The organism is Paenibacillus sp. FSL H8-0332 (assembly GCF_037963835.1).
Lineage (GTDB): Bacteria > Bacillota > Bacilli > Paenibacillales > Paenibacillaceae > Paenibacillus_AQ > Paenibacillus_AQ rhizoplanae.
This window is the reverse complement of record NZ_CP150145.1, coordinates 4,536,283-4,560,966: the sequence shown is the minus strand read 5'-3', so window position 1 is coordinate 4,560,966 and position 24,684 is coordinate 4,536,283. Positions and strand designations below refer to the sequence as shown.

24 protein-coding genes are annotated in these 24,684 nt (G+C 55.3%); 22 read left to right on the top strand and 2 right to left on the bottom strand.

Annotated features, from left to right (window positions below; genetic code table 11):
• Positions 1-15 precede the first annotated feature (15 nt).
• The 9 genes from spoIIM (at position 16) to NST43_RS19755 (ending at position 7,719) form a co-directional block, all read left to right on the top strand.
• Positions 16-651, top strand: a complete 636-nt coding sequence (spoIIM, locus tag NST43_RS19795) for a stage II sporulation protein M (RefSeq protein ID WP_339218875.1) — start codon at positions 16-18, stop codon at positions 649-651.
• 150 nt (positions 652-801) lie between these two features.
• Entirely contained in the window at positions 802-1,269 is a 468-nt protein-coding gene (locus NST43_RS19790; protein WP_036732017.1) for a Fur family transcriptional regulator, read from the top strand.
• A gap of 118 nt (positions 1,270-1,387) precedes the next feature.
• A complete protein-coding gene (locus tag NST43_RS19785; RefSeq protein WP_339218870.1) occupies positions 1,388-1,666 on the top strand; it encodes a hypothetical protein in 279 nt (92 codons plus the stop codon).
• A gap of 313 nt (positions 1,667-1,979) precedes the next feature.
• Positions 1,980-2,213, top strand: coding sequence for a DUF4227 family protein (locus NST43_RS19780; RefSeq protein WP_209984270.1), 234 nt, complete (start codon positions 1,980-1,982; stop codon positions 2,211-2,213).
• Between the two features lie 139 nt (positions 2,214-2,352).
• On the top strand, positions 2,353-3,246 hold the full coding sequence (gene xerD, locus NST43_RS19775; RefSeq protein WP_209984267.1) for a site-specific tyrosine recombinase XerD: 894 nt from the start codon (positions 2,353-2,355) through the stop codon (positions 3,244-3,246).
• 198 nt (positions 3,247-3,444) lie between these two features.
• Positions 3,445-4,623: a phosphopentomutase gene (gene deoB, locus NST43_RS19770; RefSeq protein WP_339218866.1), complete on the top strand. Its 1,179-nt coding sequence runs from the start codon at positions 3,445-3,447 to the stop codon at positions 4,621-4,623.
• 19 nt (positions 4,624-4,642) lie between these two features.
• Positions 4,643-5,467, top strand: a complete 825-nt coding sequence (locus tag NST43_RS19765) for a purine-nucleoside phosphorylase (RefSeq protein ID WP_339218865.1) — start codon at positions 4,643-4,645, stop codon at positions 5,465-5,467.
• Between the two features lie 57 nt (positions 5,468-5,524).
• Positions 5,525-6,388: a purine-nucleoside phosphorylase gene (locus NST43_RS19760; RefSeq protein WP_339218864.1), complete on the top strand. Its 864-nt coding sequence runs from the start codon at positions 5,525-5,527 to the stop codon at positions 6,386-6,388.
• The gene (locus NST43_RS19755; protein WP_339218863.1) at positions 6,388-7,719 is read left to right on the top strand and encodes a pyrimidine-nucleoside phosphorylase; all 1,332 of its coding nucleotides are present in this window, start codon (positions 6,388-6,390) and stop codon (positions 7,717-7,719) included. Before NST43_RS19760 ends, NST43_RS19755 begins: the two co-directional genes overlap by 1 nt.
• Before the next feature lie 402 nt (positions 7,720-8,121).
• On the opposite strand, the gene NST43_RS19750 is transcribed toward NST43_RS19755, so the two are convergent.
• A complete protein-coding gene (locus tag NST43_RS19750) occupies positions 8,122-9,165 on the bottom strand; it encodes a serine hydrolase domain-containing protein (RefSeq protein ID WP_339218862.1) in 1,044 nt (347 codons plus the stop codon).
• 264 nt (positions 9,166-9,429) lie between these two features.
• Here NST43_RS19750 and NST43_RS19745 point away from each other — a divergent pair, with 264 nt between their 5' ends.
• The 11 genes from NST43_RS19745 to NST43_RS19695 all read left to right on the top strand — a co-directional run bounded on the left by NST43_RS19745 (position 9,430) and on the right by NST43_RS19695 (position 22,386).
• On the top strand, positions 9,430-10,380 hold the full coding sequence (locus tag NST43_RS19745; protein WP_339218861.1) for a DUF1177 domain-containing protein: 951 nt from the start codon (positions 9,430-9,432) through the stop codon (positions 10,378-10,380).
• 106 nt (positions 10,381-10,486) lie between these two features.
• Positions 10,487-11,155 carry an AroM family protein gene (locus NST43_RS19740; protein WP_209984249.1) on the top strand — a complete coding sequence of 223 codons (669 nt, stop codon included), beginning with the start codon at positions 10,487-10,489 and terminating at the stop codon, positions 11,153-11,155.
• Positions 11,156-11,172: 17 nt separating this feature from the next.
• A complete protein-coding gene (locus NST43_RS19735) occupies positions 11,173-12,117 on the top strand; it encodes an aminopeptidase (RefSeq protein ID WP_339218859.1) in 945 nt (314 codons plus the stop codon).
• Between the two features lie 57 nt (positions 12,118-12,174).
• The gene (locus NST43_RS19730) at positions 12,175-12,825 is read left to right on the top strand and encodes an aspartate/glutamate racemase family protein (protein ID WP_339218858.1); all 651 of its coding nucleotides are present in this window, start codon (positions 12,175-12,177) and stop codon (positions 12,823-12,825) included.
• Positions 12,826-13,518: 693 nt separating this feature from the next.
• Positions 13,519-15,045, top strand: coding sequence for a PucR family transcriptional regulator ligand-binding domain-containing protein (locus tag NST43_RS19725; RefSeq protein WP_339218857.1), 1,527 nt, complete (start codon positions 13,519-13,521; stop codon positions 15,043-15,045).
• A gap of 241 nt (positions 15,046-15,286) precedes the next feature.
• The gene (locus NST43_RS19720; RefSeq protein WP_339218856.1) at positions 15,287-16,297 is read left to right on the top strand and encodes an ABC transporter permease; all 1,011 of its coding nucleotides are present in this window, start codon (positions 15,287-15,289) and stop codon (positions 16,295-16,297) included.
• A gap of 105 nt (positions 16,298-16,402) precedes the next feature.
• A complete protein-coding gene (locus tag NST43_RS19715) occupies positions 16,403-17,224 on the top strand; it encodes an ABC transporter permease (RefSeq protein ID WP_339225476.1) in 822 nt (273 codons plus the stop codon).
• Positions 17,225-17,369: 145 nt separating this feature from the next.
• Positions 17,370-18,971, top strand: coding sequence for an ABC transporter substrate-binding protein (locus tag NST43_RS19710; protein WP_339218854.1), 1,602 nt, complete (start codon positions 17,370-17,372; stop codon positions 18,969-18,971).
• 106 nt (positions 18,972-19,077) lie between these two features.
• Positions 19,078-20,361 carry an ArgE/DapE family deacylase gene (locus NST43_RS19705; RefSeq protein ID WP_339218852.1) on the top strand — a complete coding sequence of 428 codons (1,284 nt, stop codon included), beginning with the start codon at positions 19,078-19,080 and terminating at the stop codon, positions 20,359-20,361.
• A gap of 88 nt (positions 20,362-20,449) precedes the next feature.
• Positions 20,450-21,427: an ABC transporter ATP-binding protein gene (locus tag NST43_RS19700; RefSeq protein ID WP_209984225.1), complete on the top strand. Its 978-nt coding sequence runs from the start codon at positions 20,450-20,452 to the stop codon at positions 21,425-21,427.
• Entirely contained in the window at positions 21,424-22,386 is a 963-nt protein-coding gene (locus NST43_RS19695) for a dipeptide ABC transporter ATP-binding protein (RefSeq protein WP_339218850.1), read from the top strand. The genes NST43_RS19700 and NST43_RS19695 overlap by 4 nt, the downstream gene beginning before the upstream one ends.
• A gap of 165 nt (positions 22,387-22,551) precedes the next feature.
• On the opposite strand, the gene NST43_RS19690 is transcribed toward NST43_RS19695, so the two are convergent.
• On the bottom strand, positions 22,552-22,785 hold the full coding sequence (locus NST43_RS19690; RefSeq protein WP_339218848.1) for a hypothetical protein: 234 nt from the start codon (positions 22,783-22,785) through the stop codon (positions 22,552-22,554).
• Between the two features lie 273 nt (positions 22,786-23,058).
• On the opposite strand from NST43_RS19690, the gene NST43_RS19685 reads away from it, so the two are divergent.
• Together NST43_RS19685 and NST43_RS19680 are read left to right on the top strand one after the other, a co-directional pair.
• Complete coding sequence (locus NST43_RS19685; protein ID WP_339218847.1) at positions 23,059-24,069, top strand: acyltransferase family protein; 1,011 nt, start codon at positions 23,059-23,061, stop codon at positions 24,067-24,069.
• An 89-nt stretch (positions 24,070-24,158) separates the two neighbouring features.
• Positions 24,159-24,584, top strand: coding sequence for a hypothetical protein (locus NST43_RS19680; protein ID WP_339218845.1), 426 nt, complete (start codon positions 24,159-24,161; stop codon positions 24,582-24,584).
• The last annotated feature ends 100 nt before the right edge of the window (positions 24,585-24,684 follow it).

Sequence of the window (24,684 nt, the reverse complement as noted above, 5' to 3'; positions counted from 1 at the left end):
AAGGGGAATGTCAGGGTGCGCAGTTTAAAGCTGATGGTGAAGGAACAGACGCCTCTTTATATTTTTGTCGCGGTATTATTTCTGGTCGGGGTGGTCTTCGGAGCGCTTATCGTCACTGCGCTTACGCTGGATCAGCAGCAGGAGCTGGGCGATTACTTAAGCAATTTCTTCGTGACGGTCGATCAGCAGGGGCTGCCTGCCGCGCAGGATTCATACTGGAGCATCGCCGCTTTTCATCTGAAGTGGGTCGGCCTGATCTGGGTGCTCGGCTTGTCCGTGATCGGACTCCCGGGAATACTGATTCTGGATTTCCTCAAAGGTGTGCTGATCGGCTTCACCGTCGGCACTCTGGTCAGCCAATATTCCTGGCACGGCATGCTGTTCGCCCTGGTCTCCGTCGCTCCGCATAATCTGGTGCTGATTCCGGTGTTGCTGGTATGCAGCGCGGCTGCCCTAGGGTTCTCCCTGCTGATGATCCGCAGCCGTGTGCTGGGACAGCAGCGCCGCACGCAGGTGACTCATCCGTTCATGATGTATACGCTGCTCTCGCTGGGGATGGCGCTGCTGGTGATGGGAATCTCCGGCTTCGAGGCCTGGGTGACACCGGTAATGATGCGCTGGGTTACGCCGATGCTGGTGTCGGCCGCATGAGGAAGAATTTTCAAATATGGAGGATCTGTGAACGCGCGGGCTAGTCCTATTGAGATGCTAAAACCGTTTGACTTCTCAAAGGAAATCCCCCTATAATGGAAGAAGTGGCTTGAAGCCCGGTGTGGTAATTTTCCAAGGGGGAGGCAGACAATGGAAGCCCGAATAGACAAGATTAAGCAACAACTACAATCCCAAGGATACAAGCTTACACCTCAACGGGAAGCGACCTTAAGAGTTCTCCTGGAGAACGAGGATGATCATTTAAGTGCGGAAGATGTATTCATGCTTGTGAAAGAGAAGGCGCCCGAGATCGGTCTTGCCACCGTGTATCGTACCCTGGAACTGCTTAGCGAGCTTCATGTCGTGGAGAAGATCAATTTCGGAGACGGTGTGGCCCGCTATGACCTGCGTACGGATACGGCGAAGCATCATCACCATCATTTGATTTGTGTGCAGTGCGGAAGTATGGATGAGATTCGTGAGGATTGGCTGGGACCGCTGGAAGAGCGGCTGGAGCAGGAATACAACTTCACGGTGGTTGATCATAGACTTGATTTTCACGGAATATGCCACCGCTGCAAGGATAAGAACCCGGCAGAGGACAATACTCCCGAATAAGCGTATATAGAACTTGGACTTAAGAATGCTTCATTGCGAGATTCCTAAGCTCATCTTCAGATGAGGAATGACCGCGCAAGCTCTCCCCCGGCTGAATGGCTGGAGGGGAGCTTTTTGATTGCCCGGAGAGTGGTTAGCGGGCTGCGGCGGGGGGACGAAAGGGATAAATCCCATTAAATTCGCTGAAAATGGGCTGGATGAGGGAATGAAAGGGATAAATCCCATTAAATCCGCTGAAAATGGGCTGAATGAGGGAATGAAAGGGATAAATCCCATTAAATTCGCTGAAAATGGGCTGAATGAGGGAATGAAAGGGATAAATCCCATTAAATTCGCTGAAAATGGGTTGGACGGGGAAATGAGAGGGATAAATCCCATTAAATTCGCTGAAAATTGAGCTGGACGGGTAGTTGAAGTAGAGTAAATGAAGAGCACAAGTGCACCTGAATCCAGCCAAAGTCGGCTAAACGGGCAAATGAAGAGCATTAGTGCACCTGATTTCGACAGAGCCGTCTCAGTGAGAGCGGCCAGGAGCCAAATATTACTTAACATACATAACATGGCCCTCCGGCGCATAAAGTGAAGGACGAGTTCTACTCGCCGCCCTGCCATGCGCTTACCCAGGCGCAGCAGAAGGGGGCATGTGCACTGTATACGTTACTTCAGGATGCAGACGCAAACGCTTATATCATTTTGAGGAGGCTGCCTGGATGATTATTTCTCTGCCCCGCACGGTGCGCCGGCTGTATTTCATGACGATGCTTGTGGCGGTAAGCTGTGTGCTGTATTATGTTTTGAGCTGGGTCAGTGCATGGATCAGTCCGACCCGCAATGTTGAGATTCCGGAAGGCACCGCCGTCCGGGCGTTTCAGGATGTCCAGTACGGTGAACAGGGGCAAAGCGCGGCGGAGCGCCTGCGCCTTTTTTACTGGTACGGGGAGTAACGGGACGGATGCAGGATTAAGGGAGAAGTATGTCGAATCAATCTATAGCATGTCATGGAACAACGCTGTTCCGGCTGCTGGACCTAAACCCGCTGCGAAGCCGCATGAAGCAGCCTGAGTCTGACAGGAGCGTGAATTGATGAAGTCATACTTACAGCCGTTTATGCAGTATTTGTCCGGGGACAAAGGATTGTCTCCCAGTACGTTAGAATCCTATGGACGGGATATTTCGCAGTTTCTGGAGTTTACGGAAGAGCGAGGCCTGGACGCGGCCGAAGAGATTAGAAGAACACATATTATGCTCTATCTGGGTGCCCTGCGCGGAGCAGGGAAGGCAGCAGCCACGGTGAACCGGAATACGGTATCGCTGCGCGCCTATTTTCATTTTTTGCTGAAGGAACGGCTGATTGTCCAAGATCCTACGCTGGATATGGAAGCCATCAAGCCGAGTCACAAGCCGCCGATCATTCTTAGTATTGAGGAGATTGAGCGTCTGCTGGCGGCTCCGGATGAAGCTGCTCCCCAGGGGATGCGCGATAAGGCTATGCTGGAGCTGCTGTATGCGACAGGTATCCGTGTGACGGAGCTGATCTCGCTGAATGTGGAGGATGTGAATACATCCTTGCGGTTCGCGCGCTGCAGCGGCGCCTCCGGCAAGGAGCGTGTGGTCCCGATTGGCGTGATTGCTGCGGATTGCGTAGCCCGTTATATCTCGGAGATGCGGGACAAGCTGCTGCGTGCGAGCCGGGAGGAGCCTGCGCTGTTCCTGAACAGTCTGGGCGGACGGCTGACCCGTCAGGGCTTTTGGAAAATCATCAAAAAATACGCGCGTGAAGCTCAGATCGAGCAGGACATCACACCGCATACCCTGCGTCACTCCTTCGCTGCGCATTTGCTGGAAGGCGGAGCCGACCTGCGCTCTGTGCAGCAGATGCTGGGCCATTCCGATAGTTCGACCACTCAGATTTACAGCGGAATTGCCCGCAAGAATATGAAGGAGGTCTACGAGAATCATCATCCCCGGGCGAAATAGCCGGCTGTACAGGGGTGAGGGACCTTAGTAAGACGGGCGGGCGGATTGGATTAAGCCGAAAAGATGCTTTTTGTGAGTAAGAAAGTTATGATGGAATCATACTGAAGAAATCGCTCCCGGGAGAGGTTCTCCCGGAGTTTCTTCATGCTTAGAACAGACGACAGAATTATGCAAACTATAAAAGGAGTGAAGACGGCTATGTCCTCATTTAAACGCATCGGATTTATTGTTCTGGATAGTGTAGGTATCGGTGAAGCGCCGGATGCCGCTGATTTCGGAGATACAGGCTCCCATACGCTGGGACATATTCTGGAGCGGGTTCCGGGTCTTAAGCTTCCGAATCTGCAGCAGCTCGGGCTGGCGAATATTGCCCCGCTGCCGCCGCTTGAACCAGTAACGGCCCCTACAGGCTACTACGGTAAAATGCAGGAGGTATCCGTAGGCAAGGACACGATGACCGGCCACTGGGAGCTGATGGGGCTGAAGATCGAGGTTCCTTTTAACACCTACTTCGACGGCTTCCCGGCGGAGCTGATTGAGAAGTTCGAAGCGGCTACCGGACGCAAGGTCATCGGCAACAAGCCGGCTTCCGGCACCGAGATTCTCGTGGAATACGGCGAGGAGCAGATGAAGACGGGCGCATGGATTGTCTATACTTCGGCGGACAGCGTGTTCCAGCTTGCAGCGCATGAAGATATCATCCCTCTGGAGGAGCTGTACAGCGCCTGCCGGATCGCCCGTGAGCTGACGATGGCTCCCGAGTTCTCCGTAGGCCGCGTAATTGCCCGCCCTTATGTCGGAGAGCCGGGGAATTTCGTGCGTACACCGAACCGCCATGATTATGCAGTGAAGCCGCCGGAGCCAACGGTGATGAATGCACTGGAGGATATCGGCAAGGATGTGATTGCTGTCGGCAAGATCAATGATATTTTTACCGGTGAAGGGGTAACCGCAACCTATCCGACCAAAAGCAATGAACACGGCATCCAGATTACCATCGACGAGCTGCGCAAGCCGTTTAACGGATTCCTGTTCACTAATCTGGTGGACTTCGATTCCCTCTACGGCCACCGCCGTGATCCGGAAGGCTACGGCCGTGCGCTGGAGGTATTCGATCAGGCGCTGCCTGAGCTGCTCGCTACGCTTGGTGAGGATGATCTGCTGATCATCTCCGCAGACCATGGCAATGACCCGATCCATGCCGGAACGGACCACACGCGGGAATATGTGCCGCTTCTGGTCTACAGCCCGAGATTTAAGACTCCCGGCAGCCTGGGCATCCGCCATACCTTCTCGGATGTGGCCGCCACAATTTCCGATAACTTCGGGGCGAAGGCTCCGCAGTACGGGACAAGCTTTTTGGCTCAACTAATCTAATTCTGGAGGAAACCAAACCATGACCACCATAACCTCAAATAATATTCAAGAAGCAGCCGTATATATCAAAGATAAATGCACCGTCGCCCCCGAAATCGGGCTGATCCTGGGCTCCGGCCTCGGCGTTCTGGCGGATCTGATTACAGATGAAGTTGTTATTCCGTATCATGAGATTCCTCATTTCCCGGTGTCCACGGTAGAAGGACATGAAGGCGAGCTGCTGATCGGCATGATCGAAGGCCGCCGCGTGGTCATGATGAAGGGCCGATTCCACATGTATGAAGGCTACGGCCCTGAGGTTACAGCCTTCCCGGTACGGGTGATGAAGGAGCTGGGCGTAACCAGCCTGCTGGTCACCAACGCTGCCGGTGGCGTCAACACCGAATACACACCGGGCGATCTCATGCTGATCACGGACCATCTGAACCTGACCGGACGCAATCCGCTGAGCGGACCGAATGACAATGCGCTGGGTGTACGGTTTCCGGATATGTCTTCGGCGTATAGCCCGCGTCTGATTGCAGCCGCCAAGGAAGCGGCCGCAGGTATGGGCTTTGAGTTCAAAGAAGGCGTATACGCCGGGCTGCTCGGGCCCAACTATGAGACACCGGCTGAGATCGTCATGCTGCGCCGCCAGGGAGCAGATGCCGTAGGTATGTCCACCGTATCCGAGACCATCGTTGCCCGTCACGCCGGGATTGAAGTGCTGGGTATTTCCTGCATCACCAACATGGCAGCCGGTATTCTTCCGCAGCCGCTGAATCACGCAGAGGTGATGGAGACCGCTGAGCGTGTGCGCGAGCAGTTCCTGAAGCTGGTGCTCGCTTTTATTCCAAAAATGTAGGTACTGCTTCATATACGCGTTATTCTATACACAATTCATATCCGGGAGGATCAACCTATGACAACACCAACAACAGTCCCATACGGCACTCAGGTTCAGGAAGCCGCTGCTTATATTCAATCCAAATTCGGCGGTTATACACCGGCTATCGGCCTTATTCTGGGTTCAGGTCTTGGAGACCTGGGCGATCAGATCGAAGATGCGGTATATCTGCCTTATGAAGAAATTCCGCATTTCCCGCGTTCAACGGTAGAAGGCCATGCCGGACGGTTCGTGATCGGTAAGCTGGAAGGCAAGGATGTTATGATCATGCAGGGCCGTTTTCACTATTATGAAGGTTATGAGATGCGCAAGGTAGTTCTTCCGGTCTATGTAATGGCTAAGCTGGGCATCGGCACCCTTGTCATTACCAACGCTGGCGGCGGGATGAACAGAGCGTTCAAGGCGGGCGACCTGATGCTGATTACCGACCACCTCAATATGACCGGCGACAACCCGCTGATCGGACCGAATGATCCGGAGCTCGGCGTAAGATTCCCTGATATGTCCAGTGCCTATGACCCTGAATATATCGAACTTGCGAAAAACCTTGCAGGCGGAGTTACAGGTGTGGACGGCGAAGCACTTGTTCTGCAGGAAGGCGTATATGCCGGCATCAGCGGCCCTACTTATGAGACTCCGGCTGAGCTAAAAATGCTGGCTTATCTCGGCGGCGATGCCGTAGGAATGTCCACCGTGCCGGAGGTTATCGTAGCCAGCCACAGCAAGCTCCGTGTGCTAGGCATTACCTGTATCACCGACATGGCGATTGGCGATGAGCTGGAGCCGTTGACCCATGAGCAGGTGGTAAAAGTGGCGAACCTGACCAAGCCTAAATTCATCGGACTGGTGCGTGCCTTCGTCCGTGAGGTACAGATCTGATGCGTGCCGTTGATCTCATTCAAAAGAAAAGAGACGGCGGGGAGCTCAGCCGTGAAGAAATCGCTTTTCTGATTCAAGGCTACAGCAAGGGGGAGATCCCGGATTACCAGATTTCCGCCTGGGCGATGGCCGTGTATTTCCGCGGAATGAACGCGCGGGAGACCGGCGATCTGACCCTGGAGATGGCGATGTCCGGCGACCAGGTGGACCTTAGCCCGATTGCGGGCATCAAGGTGGACAAGCATTCTACCGGCGGAGTGGGCGACAAGACTACGGTGGTGCTGGCGCCGCTGGTTGCGGCTGCCGGAGTTCCGGTAGCCAAGATGTCCGGGCGCGGCCTCGGCCACACCGGAGGCACGCTGGATAAGCTGGAGTCGATCACGGGCTTCTCTGTGGAGATGGACCGGGAACGCTTTTTTGCCCAGGTAGGTGAGATCGGCGCGGCTGTAATCGGCCAGTCCGGTAACATCACGCCTGCGGATAAGAAGCTGTATGCGCTGCGTGATGTGACGGCAACCGTGGAATCCATTCCTCTGATTGCCAGCTCCGTCATGAGCAAGAAGATTGCCGCAGGCGCGGACGCTATCGTGCTGGATGTGAAGACCGGCAGCGGGGCGTTCATGAAGACGCTGGAGGATTCCATTGCGCTGGCCCAGGCGATGGTGGATATTGGCACTCACCTTGGCCGCAACACAGTTGCGGTCATCAGCGACATGGACCAGCCGCTGGGCTTCGGCATCGGCAATGCTCTGGAGATCAAGGAGGGCATCGAGACCTTGAACGGCCACGGGCCTAAGGATCTGCAGGAGGTCTGCCTGATCCTGGGCAGCCAGATGCTCGTACTTGGCGGCAAGGCGAAGGACGAAGAAGAAGCACGCTCCATGCTGCTGTCTCATATCGAAGATGGCAGTGCGCTGGATAAATTCAAGCAGATGGTATCCGCACAGGGCGGCGATGTCTCCCAGATCGAGTCGCCGGACACCCTGCCTTCAGCCCGCCGGTTGATCGAGGTGAAGGCAGCTTCCGCAGGTTATGTGGAGAGCATCCAGGCCGAAGAGATCGGTGTAGCCGCGATGCTGCTCGGTGCCGGACGCGAGACGAAGGAATCTGTCATTGATCTGGCTGTCGGCATTCAGCTCTCGCTGAAGGTCGGCGACGCCGTGGCCGCAGGCGATATTCTGGCAGTGCTGCATGTGAACGATGCCAGCGAAGGCAAGGTGAAGGAGGCCGAAGCCAAAGTGCTGGAGGCTTACCGCATCTCCGCTCAGCCGGTTCCGGCGCAGCCGCTGGTTTTTGCGCTGGTGACCAAGGATGGGGTAACGCGGTATTAGAGCGGACTCCGGTTTAGTCGTTCCGGATAGCTGAATTTCATAGAAATGACCAAACAAGCCGTACAATCAGCAAATTGCTGTTGTGCGGCTTGTTTTGGTTTGTTTGGTTGGTTTGTTTTGATCTGGATTGGGGGGGGGGGGGGGCTGGTTGGGTTATTCAGGAGACCCCGTAGGACGCAAGTGGAAAAAAGGCATTTAATTTTCCTTGAATGAACGATAATTGGTTTTTAGTTGGAAAAAGTACATTTGATTATTCAATATACCCGCCTAAGAGGAGGAATCAGTAAAATTAAGTGACGTTTATCCATTTATTGTAGGGGTTGCGGTCCATATGCTGGAAGGAAGTGTACAAATCCCACTTATTTCATAATCCTCTGTGCTGCTCCGTGCGGACACACCTTTTTACAGCGGCAGAATTCCCTCAATGGCCAGCATCATCCGATAGACATCTCCACTTTGGTTGCTGAGAGCAGTGAAGGCGGCACCACTTGCCGGATAGACTGCGGAGCGGAAGGAGATGCCGGGATCGTAGCCCATGATATGATATTTCAATATCTCACCGTTACGGATCGAGATCCATACTCCATAGCCATAACGGGTGTCCTCATCCACATGAATATGCGGTGTGAGCAGCAGGGCTGTCGTCTCGGGCTGCAGCAGCTTGTGCGTGAGCAAGCCTGTCCATAACTTCTGCATATCCGCTGCTGTGACAAAAGCACCTCCATCGCCGCCGCCCACAACCGGAAGAGAGTAAATGTTACTGATACTTTGACCGTTACCGTTGTCTATATAACCTAGAGCTGTGTTGGCCGGGAGGGCATCAAAGGCGAAGTAACCGGAATCCTGCATCTCGCAAGGCCGGAAAATATGTTGTTCCACATAATCCGTGAACTTCATCCCGCTGACCGTTTCTATGAGCAGGCTAAGCATAATGTAACCCGCGTTGTTGTAGTGGAACCGCTCGCCAGGACTGAATTTCATCGGCAGTGCCGCGAACATGGGCAGGAAATCAACGGGCCGCCTTAGTGTGTACATCGGGGTATCGTTCCAGAGTGTAGCGAAATCCTCCATCGTCTCCTCATCAAAATAATCCGGAATTCCCGAGCTATGCGTCAGCAGCTCATGTACCGTGATCTCCGGGTCAAACAAAGGAAACTCCAGTTCGTGCAAGATCTCCAGTACTTTGCTGTCAAAAGAAAGCTTGCCCTGCTCCGCCAGCTGGCAGACGGCTATCGCTGTGAATAGTTTGCTCCCGGAAGCAATCCCGAAGCGGGTATCCACCCGGTTGCTCCGTTCCTCCGTGATATTGGCCTGGCCGTAAGCCGCTTCTGCGAGAGTCTGTTCCTTGTGCGAGACCTGCACCACCCCCGAGAACCCGGAGCGCCGGGCTTCTTCGCCGATGAATGTATCGAGCCGTTCTGGCTCTACTATCTGTTCCCGCTTCATGTACTGACCTCTTTTCTTAGATTTTGATGGTATAACCTTTCTTATATTCGCGGATTTGGATAGCATTCCCTTTATTTGTTGCTTTGTACTAAGGCAGAGTTCAGGCATTTGGAAGAAGAGTGTCCTCGGACGTAAGGTTTATCTGCAAAGGACAAGAAATGCTGTTCCAGTTTGGCAGGGCGGTACATTGTGGACATTTTGCCGGATGAGATAGTATAAATGCAAACATGACAAACATGAGCATGCATCCGGGGAGGAATTAGAATGGCACTTCATCAAACAATTACAGTCTTGAACGCACTGGACAGCGCTTATGTTAACGGTAAGCAGGTCAAGCAGTTATTCGCAGAATATCCTGCGGTTAAGGTTGAGATTCAGAAGGTGGAAGGGGAGAAGGGCAGCACAGAATTCGTCAAAATCACGATCCCGGGCAGCGAAGGCAAGCTTGGCGGCGGTTCTGCCCCAACGTTCGGCATTGTCGGCAGACTGGGTGGTATCGGGGCGCGCCCGAGCCGGATTGGCCTGGTCTCTGATGCAGACGGTGCGGTAGCGGCGATTGCTTCTGCGCTGAAGCTGGCAGACATGCAGACCAAAGGGGATGTGCTGCTGGGGGATGTTCTGGTGACCACCCATATTTGCCCGGATGCTCCGACCCTGCCGCACGAGCCGGTGGATTTCATGGATTCCCCTGTGGATATTCTGCAGATGAATGAGCATGAAGTGCTGCCGGAGATGGAAGCGGTTCTATCGATTGATACGACCAAAGGCAACCGCGTGGTTAATCACAAAGGGATCGCCATCTCGCCGACGGTCAAAGAAGGATACATTCTGCGGGTGAGTGAAGATTTGCTGCGGATCAAGGAGATGACGACAGGGCAGTATCCGGTTACTTTTCCGGTGACGACTCAGGATATTACCCCTTACGGCAACGGGCTCTATCATATCAATTCCATTCTTCAGCCTGCGGTAGCTACCTCTGCGCCGGTGGTGGGTCTGGCGATTACTGCCCAGTCTATGGTTCCGGGCTGCGGCACCGGCGCCAGCCATGAGGTGGATATCGCCCAGGCGGTGCGTTTTGCTATCGAGACGGCCAAGGAAGTAACGCAGGGAACATGCTCTTTCTACAACGAAGCAGAGTTTGCGAAGATTACCGAGCTGTACGGTTCAATGAGAGTGCTGCAAACGCTGGGCCAACCGACAGTCACATCTCAATAACAGGATATTGGTATTGCAGGTAGGCGCTGAATTTCCTTCAGCGCCTGCTCTGTTAGCACAGGTTAGCACAGCTTGGCTGTAACCCATAGCGTCTGGAGGAACAAAGATGAAAAATATCGGGCTGATTACGATTGGACAAGCGCCCAGGCAGGATGTTGCGCCTATCCTTGAGAAATATCTGGAGGGCAAGGCGGGACTGGTACAGTCCGGGGTGCTGGACGGATTCACGGCTGAACAGGTTAAGGAGTATTACAGTCCAGCCCCGGGGGAGTACGTATTAACCACCCGTATGACAGACGGGTCTGCTGCGGTGATCTCCCGGGAGCGGATACAGTCCGTTCTGCAAGGGAAGATTGATGCTATGGAAGCCGCTGGGATTCGGACGATCCTGCTGGCTTGCACGGGAGTTTTTCCGGGGCTGCATACGTCTGTTGCCCATCTGATTGAGCCGGACCGGATCATTCCTCCGGTTGTGCAGGCGATGCTGGACGGGCGCCGTCTGGGACTGATTGGCCCTTTGCCTGAGCAGGAGGACGCAATGATTGAGAAATTCGCAGGTGCCGGAGCCCGGCTGCCGTTCGCAGCAGCTTCACCTTATACGGGTACGGAAGCGGATTTTCGCGCCGCAGCAGAGCGTCTGAAGGATCGCGCGGATGTGATCGTGCTTGACTGTATGGGATATGTGGAGCAGCATAGACAGTGGGCGGCCTCCGCAGGAGTGCCTGCCGTCCTGTCCAATGCCCTGATGGGCAAGCTAGTAGCAGAAATGGTGTGATTCGGGAGGAAATGAAGATGAGTGAAGCAAGAATCGGAATTAGCATGAATGTTCTTAAGGATTGTCTCGGGCTTGCCAGCGGAGAACTGCTGGCTGTAGTAGCCGACGATGATAAGCGTGATCTGGCCGAGTCGGTCTATGAGGCGGGTAAGCGGCTGGGAGCCGAATCGATGCTGCTGGTTATGCAGCCGCGGAGCAGATCGGGGGAGGAGCCTCCGGCTCCGGTTGCCGCAGCTATGGCTAAGGCAGATGTGGCCGTATGTATCACGACCCATTCGATGACACATACGGCGGCGCGCAAGCAGGCAGCCGCAGCGGGAACCCGGGTAGCGACCATGCCGGGGATCACCGATGATATGTTCAGCCACGGGGCGATCACTGCGGACTATGGGCAGGTGAAGGCGCTGACCGAGCAGGTAGCTGCGCTGTTGTCTGCGGGCAACCGGGTGCGTGTGGAGAAGGATGGTCTATCCTTAAGCTTCTCCATTGACGGCCGGGACGGTGTGCTTAGTACCGGCTTGTATCTGAATCCGGGCGAATCGGGCAACCTGCCCTCCGGTGAAGCTTATATTGCGCCGCTGGAAGGTACTGCTACCGGCCAGATTAAGGTGGATGGCTCGGTTGCGGGGATTGGCGCACTGGATAGTCCGATGGTGCTGACTGTAGAGCAAGGGCGGCTGATCCATGCCGGCGGGGAGCATGGCGGCAAGCTGCTTGACATGCTTGGCGATGGCGATGGCAGGCTGCTGGGCGAATTCGGCATCGGGACCAACAACAAGGCCCGGATTACAGGTGTGGTGCTGGAGGATGAGAAGGTATACGGGACGATCCATGTGGCTTTTGGCAGCAATAATACCTTCGGCGGGGTCGTTGCGGCTGGCGTACATATTGATGCTGTGGTCATGAAGCCGGATGTGTACATCGACGACAAGCTGATTATGCAGGCTGGGGAATTGCTGTAACTGCTGTTACTGCTGCAAGAGACATTCACACACTTTAATGGAGCAGGGGGAGACAGGATGCTTGGAATCATACGTGTCATTACATTGCAGGAGAGCTCTGCAATTCAGTTACATGGAGATTTAATTGAGCGGCGGTACGGTCTGCAGGTGATAAGCCGCTGCATCCCGGATCAGCCCCGGGGTGTGTATGATGCGCAGACAGAGGCGGAATCTATTCCAAAGATTATCACGCTTGCCCGGGAACTGGAGCAGCAGGGGTGTACGGCAATCGGCATCAGCTGTGCTGCTGACCCGGCGCTGGCGGAGGCGAGGGCGGCGGTGGGGGTTCCTGTTCTGGGGGCGGGCTCCTGCGCAGCCCTGATGGCCCTTGCCTATAGCAGCAGGATCGGTGTGCTGACGATTCTGGAAGAGGTGCCGCCGCTCATCCGCGGCATACTCGGTGAGGCGTACATCGGCATGGACCGCCCCGATGGCGTGACGACCACTCTGGATCTGGGCACACCTGCCGGACGGGCGGGCGCACTGGCGGGAGCCGCCCGGCTGGTGGAGCGCGGCGCCGAAGTCCTTGTGCTGGCCTGCACCGGCTTCGCCACGATCGGGCTGGCGGCTGAACTGGAAGAACGGCTCGGCATTCGAGCGTTCGATCCTATACTCTGCCTTGGAGCGGCAGCATCCGCCACGGCTGCGGGAGCAGCGAGGCGGGTGTAGATACACTGGCTCGGGTGTAGGTGCTGGCTGGCTTGGCTGCGAGAGCAGAGCGACGGTCGTAGGCGTTGGCCTGTAGGTGGGCTAAGAGGCTGTCGCACAGTTCAGCGGCTAATCATTGAGGTTGTATTTTGTTAAGCGTTCTTCCTGGCTAAGGCCGGGGAACGCTTTTTTTGATGATAAGCAATTGGCGAGGGAACAACCATTGGAATACCGGTGCTGATCTGTTGCTCGGGAGACCATTGGGCGAATGAAGAGCATTAGTGCACCTGAATTCAGCGGATGGACCAGGAGGGGAGTAGTGGCAGGAGCATAGCTTTGGTGGAGCAGGAAAGTGGGGGTGGAGGAGTGAAATTGCATTTTTATTGTTTTCAGTGAATGGGGTAGAAGACAAATCAGAGATATAGTTAGTTAAAGGTCAGTTGAATAGCTGTGGTGAGCCTGTGGATTTGAAAAGTTAGATAAGGGAGGGACCTAGTAAATTTATAGTACCGGTTTCGTTCATCTATAACCTTCCATATTATTCCTAAAGCGCTTTTACAACCGAAAATATGCCGTAATTGGATATCTATTTCCTGTGGCTTGGCGGGAATCTCTGATAAACTAGCGGGAACGCAAAAAGTGGCTGGTGGCAGAGATGTGGCATATTTCAGGAAAAATCATGAAATACTGAAGACAGCAGAGGGAGGCGGAAGGGTGAATACACGAGGAATTACGCTGCGGGAGCTAATGGAGCTCTCGGTTCTTGGGAAAGCGAAGGTCATCAGCGGGGAGCAGGGGCTGGACCGGGTGGTCCGGTTCGTGGATATTATGGAGGTCCCGGATCTGAAGGGCTGGATCAGCGAAGGGGTGATGCTACTGACTACGGCCTATTCAATCCGTCATGATCCTTCACTGCTGACCGAGCTGATCTATACGCTCGACAATCTGGGCGCGGCGGCGCTGGCGATCAAGCCGGCCCGCTTCCTGAAGGAGATCCCTCAAGGGGCTATTGAGGCCAGCAATGCCTGCGGTCTGCCGATTGTGGAGATCCCGCCCGAGATTCCGTACACGGATATCACCCAGCCGGTGATGGAGTTGCTGCTGGGGCGGCAGGCGATGCTGCTGCGCCGGGCGGAGGAGGTCTACCGCACGCTAACCACCATGGTGCTGGAGAACAGCGGTATTCAGGCGGTCAGTGACAGTGTGGCCGAATTCCTTAAGGCCCCGGTGGCACTCGTGGATACGGAGCGGAAGATAATTGTATCCTCCCCGGCAGACTATGACTGGGCGCAGAGCGCTGCGCCGCTGAACTGGAACATCCATGTGGACCGCCGGACGGTTGCCCGGCTGCTCGTTGACAAGGAGCAGCTCGATGACATGGAGGAAGTGGGCATCGAGCAGGCAAGGCTCGTCTTTGCCCTTGAACTGATGCGGCGTAAAGTAGCCGAGGATACGGAATTCCGGCTGCGCGGCAACTTCATCGATGAGCTGCTGACCCCGCCGCTGCCGTCGAGGCATGAGGTGCAGCGGCGGGCCCGCCAGCTTGGGATGAACCCGGAGCACAAGTGGGAGGTGGCCGTCATCGAAGGGGAGACGGCGCCGAGTGAGGAGACGGTGAACCGGCTGCTGGAACGGGAGGCGAAGAAGCGCGGAGTCACGCCGCACGTAGAATACCGTTCGAGCCGGGCGGTGCTGTTCCTGCCTACGCAGGAGGGGCGCAGGTTCACGCCGGGAGGAGATACAGAGGAGCCGTGGGAGAAGACGCTGAGCGGCTGGCTGCAGGACAAGGGAGAAGGCTTAAGCAGCTACCGCTGCGGTATCGGTACCTCGGAATACCTGTGGGACATCCACACCAGCTATAACGAGGCGCGTAAAGCGCTGTCCATCTCCAGAAGGCTGGGACAAGGTCCCGGCGGGATTACCCGCTATGAAGAGATGGAGGTCTATCATCTGCTGGAGGGGCTTGGCGGTCCGGGGTTCGAGCAGCTGTTCGAGCGCAAGTTGGGCAAGCTGCTGCAATATGACCAGGAGCATGACAGCAATATGCTGCTGACCTTCTATCATTATCTGGAGTGCCGGGGCAGTCTGATTGAGACGGCGAACAGCCTCTATATCCACCGCAACTCCGTCAAATACCGGCTGGAGCGGATTCGGGATATCACCGGCTTCGATCTGAATGATCCGCGTGAGCAGTTTGTCTGCCATTTGTGCCTGATTTACTACTACCTCCAGGAAAAATAGGGCGCTTTGGAAGATTTCAGGAATGCCATGTGAGTAAATCTAACATTAATATGGGTTGATAGTGCACAACCGACAAACGGTTGTGCATTTTTTTAGCTGAACGGGACGTAGAGTGACTGTGAAATTCTATGTAGAATTAGCTCAACACTTTAATAAGACAAAGCATACACGTATTACCTGACATGAGAGCGGAATTCCGTCACAGAGGCACAGAAGTCGAAGTCGTAAGGGGGTTGATTCATTGTTTGCTTATACATTAAAAAGACTCGTGCAGATGATTCCTGCCTTGCTCGGTATTATCGTCATCACCTTCATTCTGTCGAGAGTGCTGCCGGGCGATCCTGCGATTATGCTGGCCGGAGAGCAGGCTCCAGAGGAGATTGTGAACAAGATCCGCGAGGATATGGGGCTGGACAAGCCGCTGTATATCCAGTTCTTCGCTTACATCGGGCAGCTGCTGCAAGGCGATATCGGCTATGCCTATCACACCGGACATTCGGTCGCCAGCGATCTGGCCTCACGCTTCCCGGCTACGATTGAGCTGACCCTGGCCAGCATCCTGATTGCAATTCTGATCGCCATTCCGGTAGGCATTGTGGCCGCTACCCGTAAGGAATCCCTGCTGGATCACATCTCGCGTGTGTTCTCCCTGATAGGTGCTTGTGTGCCGATCTTCTGGCTCGGACTGATGTTCATCTATATTTTCTACTCCATTCTGGGCTGGGCGCCGGCACCGATGGGCCGGATCAGCGGGGATCTTAACCCGCCGGTGCATATCACCGGGCTGTACGTGCTGGACAGTATACTCTCCGGCGACACCGCTGCACTTAAAAGCAGTCTCGCGCATCTCGTGCTTCCGGCGATCTGCCTCAGTACCGGCACGATGGCGATCATCGCCCGGATGACCCGCTCCAGCATGCTGGAGGTGGTCGATCAGGACTTCGTCCGCACCGCCCGGGCCAAGGGGCTGCGGGAATCGGCCGTCATCTACAAGCACGCACTGGTCAATGCGCTGATTCCTACGCTAACGGTGCTCGGACTCCAGTTCGGCTTCCTGATGGGCGGCGCGGTCATCACAGAGACCATCTTCTCCTGGCCGGGAATCGGCGGCTATGTCACCGACTCCATACTGGCGGCGGATTACGCGCCGATCCAGGCGTTCACACTGGTCAGTGCCGTGCTCTACTGCGGAATTAACCTGGCGGTCGACCTGATCTACGGGTTCATTGACCCGAGAATCCGTTATGAATAGAACAGCTTGTGTGAGAGGAGGAGATTGCTTGTGAGCACTGCAGCACATTCAGCACAGGGCAGCCCGGCGAAGCCCGCACCGGTCAAGCCCCGGACCCTATTATCCCTGCTGCTGCACAACCGCCTGGCGGCCATCGGGCTGACCTTCATCCTGATCTGGACCGTGATAGCCATCTTCGCCCCCTGGCTGGCTCCACATGATCCGTTCGTCACGGATATGGCGAGCAAGCTGCAGCCGCCCTCCGGCAGCCACTGGTTCGGAACCGACAACTTCGGCCGGGATATTCTTAGCCGGGTGCTGTACGGCGCACGGATCAGCATCTGGACCGGCCTGATCGCGGTCTCGATCTCCTTCCTGATCGGGATGCCGCTGGGCGGGATTGCCGCTTACTACGGCGGCCGGACCGGAACCATCATCATGCGGGTCATGGATGTATTGTTGTCCTTCCCGTCGCTGGTACTGTCGATGGCGATTGCCGCATCGATCGGCGCCGGACTCAGCAGCGCGATGATCGCCGTCGGCATTGTCGGCATTCCCGAATTCGCCCGGCTGATGTTCGGCCAGACGGTCTCGCTGCGGGAGAAGGAGTATATCGAAGCCAGCCGGGCCATTGGTGTGAAGGATAGAGTTATTCTCTACCGTCACATTCTGCCGAATGCCCTGGCTCCGCTAATGGTGCAGGCTACGCTCGGGATGGGCTTCGCCATCCTGACCGCATCCAGTCTCAGCTTCCTGGGGCTGGGGGTCAGACCCCCGATTGCCGAATGGGGCGCGATGATCTCTGAAGGCCGGGAATATATCATTTCCGGGCAATGGTGGCTGGTTACTTTTCCAGGCCTCGGCATTGCCACCTCCATCTTAGGCTTCAACTTACTCGGAGACGGCTTCCGGGATGTGCTTGACCCGCGGTTACGCTCGGGGAAATGAGGCGGAGCAGGGGAATCCCCCATGGCCGCCCCATCCCCGATAGAGATAGATAGATCACCGTCAGCTGGAACGCATGCGGCAGACAATCATCAGCAGCACAAGTAGTTGTTATGCAGGCAGGATATAGAAAAGGGAGGAATTATCGATGAAAAAAGTTAAACTGTTGTCCACACTCGTCGCTTTTTCAATCATGCTTGCCGGATGCGCCAGCAGCGCCAATCCGCAGACCCCTGCTGCCACTTCGGCAGGAACAGATACCGCAGCAACGGCTGCTCCAATCAAGAAGAACCTGACGGTGGCCTATTCCGAGGGCGGCACCACGCTCGACCCGGCGGAAGCTAATGATCTGACCTCCGATACGCTTGTGCTGGCCGCCTATGATCAGCTGGTCACCTACGGCATCAAGACCGAGAATGGCGCCAGCATCGCCAATACCGAAGACATCAAGCCCATGCTTGCAGAGAGCTGGGAAGTGAATGCTGACAACACGGTGTATACGTTCAAGCTGAAATCCGGCGTGAGCTTCCAGAGCGGCAATCCGGTGGATGCCGAGGCGGTGGCGTACTCTTTTGACCGCGTGGCGAAATCAAGCTCCGGCAGCTTCCTGTACGGAATGGCCTCGATCAAGACTGTTACGGTAAAAGACGCCTCGACGGTTGAAGTTACTCTGACGGGTGCCAATCATAATTTCCTGCAGATTCTGGCAATGTACACCTTCTCCATCGTGGACAAGAAGGCTGTAGAAGCACAGGGTGCTGACTACCTCAAGACGAATGCCGCCGGCTCCGGACCGTTCAAGCTAGAGAAGTGGGACCCGGCTACCGAAGCTGTTTTTACAGCTAATGACAGCTACTGGCAGGGTGCGCCAAGCCTCGGCAAGGTAACCCTGAAGTTCACGAAGGAAGCCTCGAACCGCGTGCTGCTGCTGGGTAAGGGCGATGTAGACATGGCGATTGAGATTCCTCCGAAGGATGTATCCACGCTGGAGAGCAATTCTGCGCTGACCGTCGCTTCCAATGCGAGCAACCGGATTCTGTTCTTCGCCATGAACAACAAAGTTAAGCCATTCGATAATGTAAAAGTCCGGCAGGCGATCAACTATGCCATTCCTTACGATCAGCTGCTGAGCGGGGTGATGTACGGCCAGGCCAAGCAGATGAAGAGTGCGGTAGCCAGCAACACGCCGGGCTTCACCGATGCAGGCTATGTGTATGAGTACAATCTGGACAAGGCCAAGGCACTGCTGAAGGAAGCAGGCTATGAGAAGGGCTTTAACTTCGACTTCACACTGGGCTCCGGCTTCGATGACTGGGAGGATGATGCGGTCCTGATCCAGGCCGAACTGGCCAAAATCGGAGTCAACATGAAGATCAACAAGCTGGCCCGCGCCCAGTTCCTGGAGCAGCAGAAGACCAATAATCTGACCTCTTATATCTCCAAATGGACTTCATTCGTCAATGATCCCGGCTACCACCTCGGCTTCCTGTTGTACGGCAAGGGATCTTCCAACTACATCAACTACCAGAATGCTGAAGTAGACAAGCTGTGGGAGCAGGCGAACCTGGAGACAGATACAGCGAAGCGCACAGAGCTCTACAAGCAGGCTCAGGAGATCATCACGACGGAAGCACCTTGGGCGTATCTCTACGAATATAACCGCATTGTAGGGATGAGCAACAAGATTAGCGGCTATGCCTTCTACCCGGATGAAGTGATCCGTTTCTATCCGCTGTCGATTACAGAATAAGCAGGGTTGGCGGTAAGAGAGCGGACAAGCCATAGGCTTTGTCCCTCTTCTTGTCACAAATTCAAGCAGTCCCCGGAGAGGGGAACACAAAGGAGAATTCGTAACCATGACGGACTGGAAAAGCAAGGTGCTGGAGGCCATTGATGCCGGGCAGGAGGAACTGCTTGCGCTCTGCTCTCAGCTGATCCGTTACCCTTCGGAGAATCCGCCGGGCGATTCACGGGAGATCAGCGCTTATATTATTGGTTATCTGAAGGAAGCCGGTATCGATACCGCGATCTATCCGGCCACCGAAACGATGTTCAATCTGGTGTCCACACTGGGCGCAGGAGCGGAGGAGCGCACCGGCAAAAAGCTGATTTACTGCGGACATACCGATGTCGTTCCGGCGGGAGACCGCTCGCGCTGGGATTTCGATCCGTTCTGCGGCGATATCGTGGACGGCTATCTGCTGGGCAGAGGGGCTTCGGATATGAAAGCGGGTCTGGCCGGATTAATCTACGTCACTGCGCTGCTGTCCAAGCTGGGCGTTCCGCTAAAAGGGGATCTCTCCCTGCTGATCGTGCCCGATGAAGAGACCGGCGGTCATCTCGGGGTTCCCTGGGTGCTGGAGCGCGGCCTCATCACTGGAACCGCCGCTGTGATTGCCGAGCCTTCCGGCCCGCTGAACCCGACCATTGGGCAGAAGGGGAGCTGCTGGTTTGAATTCACCGTGGAAGGTACGCCGGGGCACGGCAGCCTGTCTCCAGTGGTTGGAGACAGCGCCATAGTCAAGGCGGCCAAAGGCATTGAAGCCTTGCAGCGGTTATGGGATATTAAAGTGGATATTCCCGAGGAAGTCCAGGACATTATCCGCATCTCGCAGGATTATGTGAAGGGAAGCGAAGAAGAAGATTCACTCGCTTATCAGGTATTCGACCATGTGACGGTCAACATTGGAACGATCCAGGGCGGAACCAAGGTGAACGTGGTGGCTGATCGCTGCACGATTCAGGTCGATTCCCGCGTACCATTCGGGGTAGATTACCGCGATGTGCTGGACCGTGCCCGCTCCCTGCTGCTTGAGGCAGGCATTGAATCGGAAGTGAAGGGCTTCGGCTTCCAGGGGAATGCCAACTGGACCTCCAATGAGGAACCGGTGGTCAAGGACCTGGTTGAGAGTATCTGTGAGGTGAGCGGGGAAGAAGCCTACGGTGTGCTGCAATGGGCCTCCAGCGACGCGCGCCATTTCCGGACGCATAACATTCCGGTGCTGCAATACGGCCCGGCCGAGCTGTCAACCATTCATAATTTCAATGAGAAAGCGCCCGTCTGGCAGATCATCCAATGTGCGAAGGTGTATGCTTTGACGGCACTTAAATATCTGGGCGTGGAAGATAGAGAGAGTTGATTTTAGTTTGGGGCCCCCGCAAAGTATCTGAGTAATCATCGGAGCTAAGCATCACTTTGTGGGGAGTTTTTTTGGGGGAGGGGCAATCATGACAGAACTGCTGGAAGTATCAGGGCTATGCACCGAATTTCAGACAGCGGCGGGTACGATCCGTGCGGTGGACGGCATCAGTCTGTCAGTGCGCAAGGGAGAGACGCTGGGCATTGTAGGTGAATCCGGCTGCGGCAAAAGCATTACCTCACTCTCCATCATGCAGCTGCTGCCCAAACGGATCAGCCGGATTGCTTCCGGCCACATCCGCTTTGAGGGCAAGGATATGCTGGAGATGTCGGTAAAAGAGGTACGGAGCATCCGGGGGAACCGGATTGCGATGATTTTTCAGGAGCCGATGACCTCGCTAAATCCGGTGTTTAAGATCGGGCGCCAGATCTCTGAATCCGCCCGTTACCATCTGAAACTGAGCAAGAAGGAAGCGGCTGAGCGGGCGGTGGAAATGCTGCGCAAGGTGGGGATTCCCCGCCCGGAAAAGATTGCCCAGCAGTATGCCCATCAGCTCTCCGGCGGGATGCGGCAGCGGGTGATGATTGCGATGGCGATGGTCTGTAGTCCCCAATTGCTCATTGCCGATGAGCCGACGACAGCGCTGGATGTGACGATTCAGGCGCAGATCCTCGATCTGATGCGGGATCTGCAAAAGAATGAAGGCATGTCGATTCTGATGATCACGCATGATCTGGGCGTCGTTGCCGAGATGTGCGACCGGGTCGTCATCATGTATGCGGGTCAGATTGTCGAGGAGACGGATGTGGCTACCCTGTATAACCAGCCGCTGCACCCGTATACTCAAGGGCTGCTGGCTTCGCTGCCCCAGCTGGCGGGGGATGAGGACCGCCTCAGCTCGATCCCGGGCCAGGTGCCGAATCCGGCGAACCTGCCGCCCGGCTGCCGGTTCGCGCCGCGTTGTCCGGTAGCGGTGGACCGCTGCCGGGAGCAGCTCCCGGAGCTGCTTGAGGTGCAGCCGGGCCACACATGCCGCTGTATCCTGCAGCAGGAGGGGGTTCTATGACCACATTACTGGAAGTCCGTAATCTGAAGAAACATTATCCGATCCGCAAAGGTTTCTTCTCTAAGCAGGTCGGCGCAGTCAAAGCCGTTGACGGCATTACCTTATCCGTTGAGCAGGGAGAGACGCTGGCTGTGGTCGGAGAATCCGGCTGCGGGAAATCGACCACCGGACGGGCCATTCTGCGGCTGATTGAGCCGACAGAAGGCGAGATTATATTCGGCGGCACCGATGTGCGCAGCCTGAATACCGAGCAGCTCCGCAGGTTCCGTACCGATATGCAAATGGTGTTCCAGGACCCTTACGCTTCGCTCGACCCCCGCTGGACCGTCCAGCGCATCCTGGAGGAACCGCTCCGTACCCACGGATCGGCTCCCGCCGGTGAGCTGCGAAGCAGGGTCGAACAGCTAATGGAGGTGGTGGGTCTGTCCCCCTATCAGGCCCACCGTTTTCCCCATGAATTCTCCGGCGGCCAGCGGCAGCGGATCGGGATTGCCCGTGCGCTTGCGCTGAATCCGAAGTTCATAGTCTGCGATGAGCCGGTATCAGCCCTGGATGTCTCCATCCAGGCCCAGGTGCTGAATCTGATGCAGGATCTGCAGGAGCAATACGGCCTTACTTATATGTTCATTTCGCATGACCTGTCGGTCGTGAAGTTCATCAGCGACCGGGTGGCCGTCATGTACCTGGGGCGGATTGTCGAGCTTGCGCCAACGAAGGCGCTCTTCGCGAAGCCGCTGCATCCGTATACCCAGGCGCTGATGTCTGCCGTTCCAGTGCCGAATCCGGGAGCGAAGAAGCAGCGTATCGTCCTGACCGGGGATGTTCCGAACCCGGAGACACCGCCCACGGGTTGTGCCTTTCACCCCCGTTGTCCGCATGCGATGGACCGCTGCAAGTCGGAAGCGCCGGTGCTGCGGGAGCTGGATTCAGGCCATCAGGCGGCCTGTCATTTATATTAAGTAATAAGTGAGGAGGGGCCATCCGGCAGCGGGTGGCCCTTGCGCTGTCTGCCAGGCTACTGATGCCACGCCATTCTAACGCACTAACCACGCAATTCCGTGCTAACAACACTCCACCAGTCTAACGCTTCCGGCACTAAGTACTCAGTGCTCCCCATCTTCCAATCAACACTCCTGGTACTCATTAATCAGCGCCTCCAGTACAACTAAATCTGCCCAAATTGAAAAACCGATAACAATTGGCGGCGTGAAAGCGCGTGGTCCAAATGTAATCGGAAAACCGACCACATTCGGAGCTGCGGGGTAGCGTGGGTCCAATGTAATCGAAAAACCGATCACATTCGGCGCTGCGGAGGCGTGTGGTCCAAATGTAATCGGAAAACAGACCACATTCGGCATCCCGCCTCCTACTTCCCCGCACCATACCAGATGCTTTTCCTGCCCGCTACGTCACCGGCAACACCGCCGGACTTTAGCCCTATTTTTTACCCGGATGGGACGGCGTCCCCCGTCTAGGCAGAATGACTTATTTTTACAGGGTTTTCTCCGTTGTTAAGGGAATATCCTTTCAGAAATAACGCTGAAATATTTCATCGAAATTTGAAAATAAAAGCAATTCCTTTTATAATTACTTTAAATTAAAACTGATTTGGGAGGAGATGGGAGGAGAACGTGAACAAACCACGACAATTATGGATTGATGCCGCCAAGGGATTCAGTATTATATTTGTAGTAATGGGCCACTCCGGCGATGCGGCAGCGAATCATTATCTGTCCTGGTTCCGGATGCCTTTGTTCTTCATGCTTAGCGGACTTGTATTTAAGCCGGTTGAACCCGGGCGGTATTTGGGCTGGGCGGCCAAACGGACCAAGGGGCTGATGACTCCCTATTTTGCCTACGGACTCCTGATTGCGGCAGTGCTGCTGCTGTTCAACTTCAGTGTGCGAGGGTTCGCCGAGAATATAGCGAGATTGCTCTACGGGGGATTGTCGCTCACGGGCCCTTACGGGGTGTTCTGGTTCATCACCTGCCTGCTGTTCACCCAGCTGCTCTTCGGATACATTGTCCGTTATTCCCGCCGCACGCAATTTCTCCTGATCGCTTCTGCTTATCTCCTGTCACATCTCATCTCCCTGACCGCGCTCAGGAACTTCAATCTTCCCTGGAATGCAGATGTGTCCCTGCTCGCCATTACTTATTATGCGATCGGATTCTACGGCAAACAGGTGATCCCTGCGCTGATCCGCCGCTATTCGGCGCTCCCGGTGCTGCTCCCGTTAAGCGGACTGGTGCTGCTGTTGGAGCGGAGGGGAATCATTCAATACAGCCTGAATATGAAATACAAGGAGTATACTTCGCTGCTGCTCGATCTGGCCGTGCCGCTGCTCATCTCATTGACTATCTGCGCCGCTGTCTACCGTCTCTCGAAGCTTGTTCCGCTGGACTGGATGGGCAGCCTGGGGCGCAACTCTATTGCGATCATGTACCTCCATCTGCCGCTGAATTACAGCCTGAAATATCTGCTTGGTGCGGATTACGGGCTGATTCCTTTTACGCTGCTCGGGGTGGGCGTGCCGCTGCTCGTGGCCATTTGGGCTGTACGCTCTCCGGTACTCTCCAGACTCTATCTCGGGCATAAGGGCGGGAGCCGTCCCGCAGTGAATTATAGTAACGCACGTTAATAAATAGGTGAAACTAGTAATAGAAATGCACAAGCTCTTTTTCATATCTTTCATATACTTTAGTAGAATATGAAAAGGAGTGATAACGCATGGCCAAAACACTTTTGGATTATAACGCATCCGTAGTTACACCTATTACTAACGGGGTCTCCATCCCCGTCCCTATTTCTCCGGCAGGTATACAGATTGCAGGGACATCGGTTTATATTGATCCCGCAGTTCCAGGACATTTCCCCAATAAGGTGGAACTGAAAGCCACGATCGGCGTGGATGTTACTCTGGATACGCCCAATGTGCTGGTCCGCATCTGGCGGGCAGGCACCGAAATCTTCTATGCACGGGTAGAGCTGGAGGAGAATTTCAATGACGATGGTATTATTTCGCTGCATATGGTAGATATCAACGTCCCGTCCGGTGTCCAGAACTATCAGCTGATTGTAGAGAACCAGGATGTCGGCTCCGTTGCCACAGTGGTGGGACCTGTTATTTTCAGCGCTTTGGCTATCGGCGGCTAAGCTTTTCATAGCAGTACCGGAAAGGGGCTTTCTCAAGTATCTGTGAAGATACCGGGGGAGGCCCTTTTTTTTGTGCATGAAATGGAATAATTTCCTGCCA

What these genes read in the sequence shown, in the direction of transcription:
- NST43_RS19705 (WP_339218852.1), top strand. Translation starts at nt 19,078, where the DNA reads ATGACGGACTGGAAAAGCAAGGTGCTGGAGGCCATTGATGCCGGGCAG.
- NST43_RS19750 (WP_339218862.1), bottom strand. Translation starts at nt 9,165, where the DNA reads ATGAAGCGGGAACAGATAGTAGAGCCAGAACGGCTCGATACATTCATC.
- NST43_RS19695 (WP_339218850.1), top strand. Translation starts at nt 21,424, where the DNA reads ATGACCACATTACTGGAAGTCCGTAATCTGAAGAAACATTATCCGATC.
- NST43_RS19680 (WP_339218845.1), top strand. Translation starts at nt 24,159, where the DNA reads ATGGCCAAAACACTTTTGGATTATAACGCATCCGTAGTTACACCTATT.
- NST43_RS19730 (WP_339218858.1), top strand. Translation starts at nt 12,175, where the DNA reads ATGCTTGGAATCATACGTGTCATTACATTGCAGGAGAGCTCTGCAATT.
- NST43_RS19735 (WP_339218859.1), top strand. Translation starts at nt 11,173, where the DNA reads ATGAGTGAAGCAAGAATCGGAATTAGCATGAATGTTCTTAAGGATTGT.
- NST43_RS19710 (WP_339218854.1), top strand. Translation starts at nt 17,370, where the DNA reads ATGAAAAAAGTTAAACTGTTGTCCACACTCGTCGCTTTTTCAATCATG.
- NST43_RS19765 (WP_339218865.1), top strand. Translation starts at nt 4,643, where the DNA reads ATGACCACCATAACCTCAAATAATATTCAAGAAGCAGCCGTATATATC.
- NST43_RS19690 (WP_339218848.1), bottom strand. Translation starts at nt 22,785, where the DNA reads ATGCCGAATGTGGTCTGTTTTCCGATTACATTTGGACCACACGCCTCC.
- NST43_RS19780 (WP_209984270.1), top strand. Translation starts at nt 1,980, where the DNA reads ATGATTATTTCTCTGCCCCGCACGGTGCGCCGGCTGTATTTCATGACG.
- NST43_RS19700 (WP_209984225.1), top strand. Translation starts at nt 20,450, where the DNA reads ATGACAGAACTGCTGGAAGTATCAGGGCTATGCACCGAATTTCAGACA.
- NST43_RS19740 (WP_209984249.1), top strand. Translation starts at nt 10,487, where the DNA reads ATGAAAAATATCGGGCTGATTACGATTGGACAAGCGCCCAGGCAGGAT.
- NST43_RS19755 (WP_339218863.1), top strand. Translation starts at nt 6,388, where the DNA reads ATGCGTGCCGTTGATCTCATTCAAAAGAAAAGAGACGGCGGGGAGCTC.
- xerD (WP_209984267.1), top strand. Translation starts at nt 2,353, where the DNA reads ATGAAGTCATACTTACAGCCGTTTATGCAGTATTTGTCCGGGGACAAA.
- NST43_RS19760 (WP_339218864.1), top strand. Translation starts at nt 5,525, where the DNA reads ATGACAACACCAACAACAGTCCCATACGGCACTCAGGTTCAGGAAGCC.
- NST43_RS19790 (WP_036732017.1), top strand. Translation starts at nt 802, where the DNA reads ATGGAAGCCCGAATAGACAAGATTAAGCAACAACTACAATCCCAAGGA.
- NST43_RS19745 (WP_339218861.1), top strand. Translation starts at nt 9,430, where the DNA reads ATGGCACTTCATCAAACAATTACAGTCTTGAACGCACTGGACAGCGCT.
- deoB (WP_339218866.1), top strand. Translation starts at nt 3,445, where the DNA reads ATGTCCTCATTTAAACGCATCGGATTTATTGTTCTGGATAGTGTAGGT.